This window comes from Saccharothrix algeriensis, assembly GCF_016907655.1.
Taxonomy (GTDB): Bacteria; Actinomycetota; Actinomycetes; order Mycobacteriales; family Pseudonocardiaceae; genus Actinosynnema; species Actinosynnema algeriense.
The window spans coordinates 6107771-6118272 of the sequence record NZ_JAFBCL010000001.1; the positions used below are offsets into that span (position 1 = coordinate 6107771).

General features: G+C 75.0%; 8 protein-coding genes. 4 read left to right on the plus strand and 4 right to left on the minus strand.

The window, feature by feature from the left end; all coding sequences use genetic code 11:
- Positions 1-43 precede the first annotated feature (43 nt).
- Positions 44-1123, plus strand: coding sequence for a biotin synthase BioB (bioB, locus tag JOE68_RS27670; RefSeq protein WP_204845314.1), 1080 nt, complete (start codon positions 44-46; stop codon positions 1121-1123).
- A 173-nt stretch (positions 1124-1296) separates the two neighbouring features.
- On the opposite strand, the gene JOE68_RS27675 is transcribed toward bioB, so the two are convergent.
- The 4 genes from JOE68_RS27675 to JOE68_RS27690 all read right to left on the minus strand — a co-directional run bounded on the left by JOE68_RS27675 (position 1297) and on the right by JOE68_RS27690 (position 3923).
- On the minus strand, positions 1297-1974 hold the full coding sequence (locus JOE68_RS27675; RefSeq protein ID WP_307819936.1) for an energy-coupling factor ABC transporter ATP-binding protein: 678 nt from the start codon (positions 1972-1974) through the stop codon (positions 1297-1299).
- The gene (locus JOE68_RS27680; RefSeq protein ID WP_204845315.1) at positions 1971-2531 is read right to left on the minus strand and encodes a biotin transporter BioY; all 561 of its coding nucleotides are present in this window, start codon (positions 2529-2531) and stop codon (positions 1971-1973) included. The genes JOE68_RS27675 and JOE68_RS27680 overlap by 4 nt, the downstream gene beginning before the upstream one ends.
- Positions 2532-2657: 126 nt before the next feature.
- The gene (locus JOE68_RS27685) at positions 2658-3269 is read right to left on the minus strand and encodes an energy-coupling factor transporter transmembrane component T family protein (RefSeq protein WP_204845316.1); all 612 of its coding nucleotides are present in this window, start codon (positions 3267-3269) and stop codon (positions 2658-2660) included.
- 129 nt (positions 3270-3398) lie between these two features.
- Positions 3399-3923, minus strand: coding sequence for a hypothetical protein (locus JOE68_RS27690; protein WP_204845317.1), 525 nt, complete (start codon positions 3921-3923; stop codon positions 3399-3401).
- Positions 3924-4615: 692 nt separating this feature from the next.
- On the opposite strand from JOE68_RS27690, the gene JOE68_RS27695 reads away from it, so the two are divergent.
- The 3 genes from JOE68_RS27695 to JOE68_RS27705 are packed head-to-tail and all read left to right on the plus strand — an operon-like array spanning position 4616 to position 10478.
- Positions 4616-8146, plus strand: coding sequence for a penicillin-binding transpeptidase domain-containing protein (locus JOE68_RS27695; RefSeq protein WP_204845318.1), 3531 nt, complete (start codon positions 4616-4618; stop codon positions 8144-8146).
- Positions 8143-10200 (plus strand): hypothetical protein, encoded by a 2058-nt coding sequence (locus JOE68_RS27700; RefSeq protein ID WP_204845319.1) that lies wholly within the window; start codon positions 8143-8145, stop codon positions 10198-10200. The genes JOE68_RS27695 and JOE68_RS27700 overlap by 4 nt, the downstream gene beginning before the upstream one ends.
- Positions 10197-10478 (plus strand): hypothetical protein, encoded by a 282-nt coding sequence (locus JOE68_RS27705; RefSeq protein WP_204845320.1) that lies wholly within the window; start codon positions 10197-10199, stop codon positions 10476-10478. The genes JOE68_RS27700 and JOE68_RS27705 overlap by 4 nt, the downstream gene beginning before the upstream one ends.
- Positions 10479-10502: the final 24 nt, after the last annotated feature.

Sequence of the window (10502 nt, forward strand, 5' to 3'; positions counted from 1 at the left end):
GGCAACCTTGCGCGCCACCCAGGGGCTCTCCACGATGGCCGACATGACGCAAACCACTCTCGCCGGCATCCTGGACTCGGTGACGTCGAAGGCACTGGCGGGCGGCCGGCCCACGCGCGACGAGCTGCTGGCGGTGCTGCGGTCGGCCGACGAGGACGTGCTGGAGGTGATCGCCGCCGCCTCGCGCGTCCGGCGGCACTTCTTCGGGACCCGGGTCAAACTGAACTTCCTGGTCAACCTCAAGAGCGGGATGTGCCCGGAGGACTGCGGCTACTGCTCCCAGCGGCTGGGGTCGGAGTCGCAGATCCTGAAGTACTCCTGGATCGGGACCGACGAGGCGGTGGGCAACGCCGAGCGCGCCATCGCGGCGGGGGCGAAGCGGGTGTGCCTGGTGGCCAGCGGGCGCGGGCCCGGTGACCGGGACATCGACCGGATCTCCGACGTGGTGGGCGCCATCAAGGGCGCGACCCCGGACGTCGAGGTGTGCGTCTGCCTCGGGCTGCTCAAGTCCGGCCAGGCCGAGCGGCTGCGGGCCTGCGGCGCCGACGCCTACAACCACAACCTCAACACCAGCGAGGAGAACTACCGCGACATCTGCACGACGCACACCTTCGCCGACCGGGTGGGCACCGTCGAGCAGGCCAGGCACGCGGGCCTCTCGCCCTGCTCCGGTGCGATCTTCGGCATGGGCGAGTCCGACGAGGACGTGCTGGACGTGGTCGAAGCCCTGCGGGCGCTGGACCCGGACTCGGTGCCGGTGAACTTCCTGATCCCGTTCGAGGGCACGCCGATGGCCGGCCGGTGGGAGCTGACGCCGCAGCGCTGCCTGCGCGTCCTGGCGGTGTTCCGGTTCGCGTTCCCCGACGTCGAGGTGCGCCTGGCGGGCGGGCGGGAGATCCACCTGCGGTCGTTGCAGCCGCTGGCCCTGCACGTGGCCAACTCGATGTTCCTGGGCGACTACCTGACCAGCGAGGGGCAGCCCGGCGAGGAGGATCTGAGGATGATCGCCGACGCGGGCTTCACGGTGGAGGGCGCCGCCGAGCGGACCCTGCCCGAGGCGCGGCACGAGCTGGTGGTGCTGCGCAAGCGCGGCGCCGGTTCGGAGCTGCCCGCCAACACCTGACCGGGCGCCGTCCGGCACGGAGTCCTGATCGGACGGACGCAGTGGACGGTCGTGAACGGGTGGCGGCTCGGACCCGTCGTGAACGCGCAGGCCCGCGACCCGGGGGTGGCCTCCGCGGAACCGGCCGGGACCGGGTCGCGCGGGTCCGCCCCGGGAGGGCGGACCCGCGGCCCTCACGGGTTCATGGCCACGTAGGTCGCGATGCTCTCCCGCGCCGGCCCGTCGGCGACCACCCGGCCGTTGTCGAAGACGATGACGCGTTCGAAGTCCGCCAGCAGTTCGAGGTCGTGCGACACCACGACGACCTTCTGGGGCAACTCGTGGACCAGCTCGGAGATCCGCCGCTTGTTGCGCAGGTCGAGCAGCGTGGTCGGCTCGTCGAACACCACGTGCTCGGGCTCCGTCACGAGCACGGCGGCGATCGCCAGCAGCTGCTTCTGGCCGCCGCTGAGCAGGTGCGCGGGGTGGTCGCGGAACTCGGCGAGGCCGTAGTCGGCGAGCGTGCGCTCCACCCGCCGGCCGATCTCGTCCCGCCCGACGCCCTGGTGCTTCAGCCCGAACGCCAGGTCCTCGGCCACGGTGGGCATGACGATCTGCACGTCCGGGTCCTGGAACACGAACCCGACCCGGCGGCGGACCTCCCGGCCCTGCTTGCGGGTGTCCAGGCCGTCCACCCGGACCCGGCCCCCGGTGGGCACCAGCAGGCCGTTGAGCAGCCGGGCGAACGTGCTCTTGCCCGACCCGTTGGCGCCGATCACGGCGACCCGCCGCTGGTCGATCCGCAGGTCGACGTCGGAGAGCACCTGCCGGTCGCCGAACCGGTGCGAGACGCCCTCGACCTCGATCGTCACCGGGCGGCCTCGCCGCGCGGCTCGACCAGCGGGTACGCCCGGCGCACGGCCACCGCGGCGAAGGAGGCGACGACGACCTTGATCGCGTCACCGGGCAGGAACACCACCGACCCGGTGACCGCGGCGCCCAGCTCCAGGCCGCCGGCCACCGCCATCCAGGGGATGCCGACGGCGTACAGGACCAGCGCTCCGCCGACCGCGTTGGCCAGCAGCGCCGCGCCCAGGTTGTACCGCCGCCACAGCCGCTCGGTCAGCAGGCCGACCACGAACGCGCCGATCGGGTAGGCGATGATGAAACCGCCCGTCGGCCCGAGGATGACGCCCAGGCCGCCGCGCCCGCCGGGCAGCACCGGCAGGCCGATGGCGACCAGCAGCGCGAACAGCAGGATCGCCAGGCCGCCGCGCCGGGCGCCGAGGATCGAGCCGGCCAGCATCACGCCGAGCGTCTGCGACGTGAACGGCGCGGGCACCAGCGGCAGTTCGATCAGCGGGAAGAACCCGAGCACCACCATGATGGCGGCGAACAACGCGATCAGCGCCAAGTCCTTGGTGCGCACACCGCCCCCTCGTCCGTGAGTTCCGGGAAACCGGTGAGTCATCATAGGGCGGGACCGGCCCGGATCCGTCCACATGGGATCGGCCCGGGGGTCCGGTCGCGCTCGTGACAGCGCGCGACCGCGCTCTCACCGGCGGTGCCGGTGCTCGGAGCCCACGCCCCGGGCGTCCAGAGCCTCGCCCAGGCCGTCGGCCAGGCGGAGGGTCTTGACCAGCAGCGGGGTCAGGTAGGCGAAGCTGCGCTCGACGCCGCGCGCCCGCTGCGCGGCGCGCACCTGGTCCGCCTGCTCCTTGATCACCGGGATGAACCGGATGGTCAGCGCCACGAGCAGGCCGATCCGCTCCGGTCGCACGCCCAGGGGCCGCAGCGGGCGCAGCGCCGCCTCCACCGCGTCGATCATGGCGGACGTGCGGGTGGTGAGCGTGACGAGGTTCGCCAGCAGCACCAGCGTGACGATCCGCTCGCCCACCAGCACCGCCGTCCGCCAGTCGGTCAGCACCAGCTGCGCGGCGACGATCAGCACGGCGAACGGCAGCACCGGCCGGAACTGCCGCCACGCCGTGCCGGGTGGGACGCGCGCCACGGCGTAGCAGGCGAGCGCCACGCCGAAGGCGAGGGCCGACCAGGGGATGGACCGCACGAAGAACAGTCCCGTGCCGGTCACCACGAGGGCGAGCAGCTTCGCCCCGGCGGGCAGCGCGTGCACCGGCGAGTCGGCGTGGTGGTAGAGGCTGAGCACACCCCTGTTCCTACCCGCCCGCGCGCCGGACCGGGGTGGCGACCCCCGGCCCGCTCGCCGCGCCGAGCGCGGTGGACCGGGGTCCGCCGAGGCGTGGCCGCGACGGACCCCGGTCCTCCCGCCGCGGGGTCAGAGCACGGCGGTGAAGGTGGTGGCGCCGCTGACGCCGGTCAGGCCCTGCGGGGTCAGGCAGGCGGTCAGGTCGGTGGCGGGCAGGACCTTGGTCTGCACGACGGTCGCGCCCTCGAACAGCCCCGACACCACGGTGCCGGTCAGGACCAGCACGGTGGTGCCGCCGGGCTTGAGGTTGATCTCGAAGCCGCCCTCGACGGTGCTGCTCTGGCCGGTGTTCCAGTGGTAGGTGGAGGTGTTGGAGGTGGAGCCGGACAGGCAGCTGAACGTGCCGGTGGCCAGCGTCGTGAACGTCGCGCCGGTGATCTCGGGGTGGGCCGGGGAGAGGCAGCCGCCCAGCGTGCCGGTGGCGGTGAAGTCGATGTGCCGCGGCAGCAGCGTCATCCCGGGGTAGTAGGTGCCGTCCTGCGTGCCCAGCGGGCAGTTGACGTCCACCACCGACGCCGACGCGGGGGACAGGGACGAACCGACGACGCTCGACAACACGACCACCGCGGCGACGAACAGCGAACGCAGGCGCATCAGGATTCCCGTTCCTTGTGAGGTGATGGGGAGTTCGAGTGTCACGTTCGCGGCACGCGCCCTCAATCGGCTGAACGGCTTGTGGCGCGACACCGTGCGTGGGTGGCGCGCCCGCAAAATGCGGAAGCCGCACTTCCGGCGCGCATTCGTCGCCAGGGGCTTCGCGAGGGCCCTCGCCGACCGGGCCCGACGGGGAGCCGATACCGGATACCCGAGAGCCGGGACGACGCGGTCGCGGGCCGGTGGAGGGAGCGGCCGTCGGTGGAACCGGAAGCGCGTGACGGGAGTCCGAGTGGTGACGAGGGCTCGACAGGCGGGGGAGCGGCGGGCGCCAGGGGCACGGGCGCCGGGCGACGATCGGGTCGCGGAAAGTGACGCGACGCGTCGGTAGCACTACCGGGGGCGATTATTCTGCGGATCGGGTGGAAATGGCCGGGTTTCGGCCGTGAACGCGAGCAGGGGCGCCGGCGCCCGCGGGGGAGGCGCGGGCGCGGAAAGAGGTCGAGCATTGCTCGGTTTCGGCTCGTCGGCGATTAACCGACCACCGCGACTATTACCCCGCCCCACCGCGTCCGTACTGTTGACCACACCCGACCGGGGTAACGCTGCCCGGCGTTCCCGCGATCAGGCCGGTTGCCGGGCGGCGGAAACGCGCGTCCGGTGTGAATGACTCCAGGGAGGAACGGGCGCTGATGGGGGACGACATCGTCGCGGTCGCGGCGTTGTTCTTCGGCGGGCCGACGGCGTGGAGCAGGCTCCTGCTGCTCACGGGCCTGGTGCTGGCGCTGGTCAACGGGTTCCGGTTCCTCGTGGGGCGGCCGAAGGCGGCGATGGCCGCCGACGGCGCGCCGCCGGCCCCGCGCCCGGAGGGCCCCACGGCGTTCCTGCGCGGCCCCGACGCCGCGATCTGGACGCCGCCCGCGCTGGTGCTGCTGGGCGCGTGCGTCGGCGTCTTCCGCCTCACGCCGTGGTTCCTGCTGTGCGCGGCGCCGCCGGCCGCGCTCGTCGTGATCGCGGTGAGGCGGTTGCGCGCCGAGCACGGGCGGCGCGGCGAGGACGTGGTGGCCGGCCCGGCGCTCGCGGTCGTGCTGGTCACCGCGACGCTCGTGCTGCTCGGCGTCGTGCTGACCGTGCGGCTGGTCGTCGCGCCCGACCCCGAGGTGGGGTTCAAGCCCTCCTTCACGACCGGGTCGCTGACCGAGGTCGCGATGTCGGTCGGGGTGCCGCTGGCGGTGCTGGTCGCGCTGCTGTTCGCCGAGCGCCTGCCCGACGCGGTCCGGGAGCGGGTCGGCAAGCGCAGGCCGACCACCCTCTACGCCCTCGGCGTGGCCGGGGTCGCGGCGCTGTTCCTCGCGCCGCTGGTCGACCCGCTCGGCTCGTCCGACAAGCTCACCTTCCTGCGCTTCGCCACCGCCGAGTACGGCAAGGTCCTCTACGTCTGGGTCCTGTCGGTGGTCCTGGCCCGCTACGCCATCGGCTTCCAGGTGCGGCCCGGCAGGCTGTTCGCCCACCCGGGCACCTGGTCGGTGGAGCGCACCCGGCGGGCCCTGGGCAAGAGCAAGCACGTCGCGTACACGTTCCTGCTGTTCGGCCTGGTCGGCGTCGCGGGCCTGGTGAAGGGCGACATCGGCCCGACGATCCCGCTGTTCCTCGCCACGGTCGCCATCGTGGTCTTCCTGCTGCGCCTGCAGGTCCGCTCCGGCGCGCGCCTGGTCGACACGCTCGACGCGAGCCGCTCGCTCTGGCTGGCCCTCGGCCTGGTCGGCCTGGTCGCCCTCGGCGTGCTGCAGCTGGACTACGTGCGGACCCGCCAGGACGCCTGGCGCGACCCGTGGTCGTTCAACTGGTCCAGCGGGTGCACCGCGCCGCCGGAGGGCGTCCGGCCGCCGCAGGACGTCCCGCCCGGCTGGGTGGCCTGCCTGAAGTCGCTGGACGCGGACGCGGCGGGCAAGCGGTCGCAGGTGGCGCAGTCGATGGCGGCGATCGCGGACGGCGGCGCCTGGGGCCGGGGCCTGGCCGACACCCGGGTCGGCCACGTGCCCGCCGGCAGCACGGACTTCGTGCTCGCGGTGCTGTGGAACAAGCTCGGCGGGCTGGCGGTCGTGCTGGTCACGCTGCTGCTCGCGCTGCTGGCGGCGGCGCTGGCGCGGGTCCGCGCGCACCTGGAGCGCTTCCGCGAGGCGCGCGCCGAGCACCTCGGCGGCGCGGCCGAGCGGCAGGCGCGGGCGGCCCGGCTGTTCGCCGTCGGCGTGGCCGGGATGCTGCTGGGCCAGCACCTGTTCGTCTTCCTCGCCACGCTCAACGTCCTGCCGCACTCCGGCATCACCGCGCCGCTGCTGTCCCGGGGCGGCCAGTCCACGCTCGCGCTGGCGGGGGCCGTGCTGATCGCGGTGTGGCTGCTCTACCGGGCGGACCGGCCGCTCGCGCCGGTGCCCCCGGCCGCCGCGCGCGCCCGGGCCGACCGCGCGCCCGCGCTGACCGGCGTGCGGTTCCCGCGCACGCGCCGCGTCGTCCCGCTGGCGTTCGGCGCGGTGGCCGTGGTGGCCGCGCTGTTCGCCACGACGATCACGATCGCGCCCTACGGCCGGCTGCCCGAATCCCGCCGCTTCTGCCTCACCCAGGAGGCCCGGGTCGACCCCGAGCGGTGCTCGACCGACCGGACGGCCAACCGCCGCACCTCGGTCGAGCTGCGCGCGGGCGGTCAGGTCCTCTACACCCGCGACCGCGCCCGCCAGGAGTGGGTCGCCGACGGCACGCCGCCGCTGTCCCTGTCCGACCTCGCCGGGCTGATCCGCCTCGACGGCCACGGCGGCACGCTCAACACCAGCCTCGACGGGCTGATCGACGGCGGCTCGGGCACGTCGCTGCGCGAGCGCGTGCTGCCCTCGGTGGACGGCCCGGAGCCCGGCTACCTCGACCTCACGGTCGTGCCGCGGCTGCAGCGGGCGATGACGGGCGCGCTGCGCTCCGACGCCGAGGGCGGCGGTCCGCTCGCGGGCGGCCTCGTGGTCATGGACGCCGGCACCGGGCACGTGCTCGCCGCGTCCAGCGCGCCCAGCGCGCTGGACTGGCCCGGGCAGCCCGAGGTCGAGCAGGGCGGCAGCGAGGACTTCACCGCCAACCACCCCCACTACGGCACGATCGAGAACGGCGTGGTCGACGAGTCCGGGCAGGGCTGCGAGAGCACGGACTGGGACGAGCGGTGCTGGCGCTGGTCGTTGGACCCGCGGCCGGCAACGCCGAACCCGGCCGCGCTCGCCGAGCGCGAGCGGTACGCGCCGGGCACGCCGGACGAGGTGCTGCCGTCGCTGGACGAGAACCGCGCCCTGGAGCGCCGGTACGGGCTCGGCTCGACGTTCAAGGTCGTGGTCGCGGCGGCGTTCCTCAAGCAGCCCGGCCGCACCGCGCGGTCGCTGCTGCCCTCACCCGCGCGGATCACGCCCCCGCACGGCAAGCCGATCGAGAACCACGAACGCGGTGCGCCCTGCGCCGGCACGGTCGACGGCGCGATCACCCTCAAGCAGGCGCTGACCGTGTCGTGCAACACCGCGTTCGTCGCCGCCGCGCTGGAGCTGGGCTGGCCGGCGATCCGGGACACCGCGATCGAGCTGGGGTTCACCGACCCGACCGCGCGGGGCACGGACGACGCGTGGCTCGCCGGGCCGCCCGCCGGCGTCGCCTCCCACGTGCCGCCCGCGGTCGACGTCGAGGGCATGGACAGCCTGGGCAACAACACGCTGGGCGGCGGCCGGGTCGAGGGCACGCCGCTGGCGCTGGCCACCGCGATGACCGCCGTCGCGAACGGGGGCAGGGTGGTGCAGCCCACGATCGTGGCCGAGACCTGCGACCCGCTGGGGCGCGACCGCCGCGCCTACGCCGGTGAGCAGCGGCAGGTGCTCACGCCCGCGCAGGCGCGCGAGCTGGACGACGCGCTCAGCGGCGTGGCGGAGGACGACAACGGCACCGCGCACCGGCTGGAGGCGCAACCGAACCGGGCGCTGCGCGTCAAGACCGGTACCCACGAGATCCACGGCGAGGAGGAGACGCCCCCGGACGGCCGGTTCGCGAAGCAGGTCGCGTGGGTCGTCGGCGCGCTGCGCACGGCCGCCGGCCCCGTCACGTTCGCGGTCGCGGTGGAGACCAGGGACGAGGGCGCCGGCTCCCGCCGCGCGCAGTGGTTGGCCCAGCAGGTGATCGACGAGGTTGTGGAGGTTCGGGGATGAGCGAGGAGCAGCGGGCGCAGGACGTCCGCCGCGCCGCGATCACCAGGGTGCACGAGGTGCTGTCCGGCCTGGGCGGCGGGCTGACCGACGAGCAGGTGCCGCAGGTGCTGGTGCGGACCGCGCTGTCGCTGCCCGGCGGCGCGCAGGCCGACATCCGGGCCGGGGTGCGGGAGGTGCGGTCGACGTTCGGCGACGGCGACGGCCGGGTGCGGGTGGAGTTCGACACGGCGGCCGACGCGGCCGACCCGTGCGACGTCGAGGTGGTCCTGCCCGCGCCGCCGACCGCCGTCGTCGAGGACGGGCAGGACCGGCCGCCGCTGCCCGGCGGTGAGCCCCGGCTGCTGGTGCTGGGCTTCGACGGCATCGAGTTCCACTTCCTGCTGGAGCCCGGCCACGACTGGCTGCCGCTGCTGCGCCCGCACGCCGGGTACGACGGCCTGGGCCTGCTGCTGCCCGAGACGCTGTCGGACGTGCCGCACGGCCACCTGGTCGACCTGTCGTACGCCGACGGCGTGCTGCGGGCGCGGCGGGCCGCGGAACGGCCGGACTACGCGGTGTCGGTCAACGGCGTGCCGCTGGACGGCGCCGGCGTCGCGGTGGCCGAGCACGGCGAGGTCCTGTTCGACAGCCGCACCGGCGCCGGCAGCCGCGCGCTGGCCTACGAGCTGGTCGACTGGACCGACGAGGTCCCGAGCGCGGGCGCGGGCGCGGACGTGCTGGACGGCGCGCCGCACCCCACCGAGTCGGCCGACCCGGCGAACCCCGGCGGTCTGCTGGTCGCGCCGCCCCGGCCGGGCGCGAAGGCGGGCCTGCGCCGGTTCCCGCTGCCCACCGGCCGCGCGGACGTGCGGGTGCGCGACGTGCACGTGCAGGTCCTGCACACGACCGCGACGCACGTCGGCTCCGCCGAGCGCTCGCACGTGAAGATCTACCGCTGCGCGACGCCGCAGCACGCCGCCTACCTGCGCCGGCACCTGGCGACGCAGGCCGGCCTGGTGCGGCAGGCGAACGCGGTCGCGGGCCGGCCGGGGGAGCGGGCGTGGGCGGTCGCGCCGATCCAGCTCGTCGCGGCGACCCCGCCGCCCGAGGTGCTCACCACCCGGGCCGACCCGGCGGCGCTGCGCGGCGCGGCCGAGCACCGGCTCTCGGCGTGGTTCGGCGTGCCCGACCAGCCGCAGCCGGACTGCTTCGTGATCGTGGCGAGCCCGCTGCTGGAGCCGGTCGGCTGGGCCGGCTACGAGCAGCTGGGCAAGGCGCCCAGCGGCGGTCAGCTCGACGCGCTGGCGCCGCTGGCGGCGGGGGTGGACCGGCTGCACTTCCTGGGCGTCGCGCACTGCGACATCAAGCCGCAGAACGTGTGCCACCACCTCGACGCGCAGGGCCGCAGCGGGTACGTGCTGGTCGACGGCGACGCGATCACCCGGTCCGGCGGCCCGGTGGCGGAGCTGCGGTTCACCCCCGAGTACGCCTCGGCGGAGGTCATCCGGGCGGCCCGCCGGGTGCGCGCGCCCGGCCGGGACTCGATCGACGTGCGCGAGCACGACCGGTTCGGGTTCGTGCTGGTGGTGCTGACCGCGCTGATCGGCGTCGACAAGGTCGACGCGCTGCTGCGCGGCGGCGCGGACGGCCGGCGGCCGGTCGACTCGGTGGCGATCGTGGAGGACACCCTGGCGAGCGCCTGGGACCCGGAGTGGTCCCGGTTCGTGGCGGAGCTGGTCGGGCCGTTCCGGCCGGGCGCGCTGCTGGACGACGGGTGGTCGGCGAAGGCGTGGCTGGAGCGGCTGTCGGCGCTGTGGAGCCCGCAGGAGCGCGAGCGCGTCGCGGACCCGGACCGCGTCGCGGCCGGGCGCTACGGGCGCGAGGTGACCGCGCTGCGGGCGGACCTGCGGGCCCTGGCGTGGGCGGAGTGGCGCGAGGAGCTGGTGGCGCGCACGCGCGCGGCGCAGCTGGTGGTCGCGCGGCGGGAGTACCGGAACTGGTTGTGGGCGGGCCGGATCGCCTTCCTGGTCTCGGTGCTGCTGCTCGTCGCGACCGTGGCGGGGGGGACGGGATGATCGACAGGTACCTGCGGACCGGGCCCGGTGCGCTGACCGCGGCGGTTCGCGAGCTGCCGCTGGGCAAGCGCCACGAGGACGGGATCGACCACCGCGTCGTCGACTGGGCGCAGGGCGGGCTGCCCGAGCCCGCGGCCCTGGAGGTCGAGGCGAAGCTGCACGGCTACCTCCAGGAGGCCGCCGCGCTCGGCCGCGACCTGGCCCGGCGGCAGTGCGCGCTGTGGCTGCTGGCCTCCGCCCTGGTGCTCGCCGTCCTCGTCGCCTACCTCGCCGCCTGACCCCCGCCCGATCCCCCCGCCCGA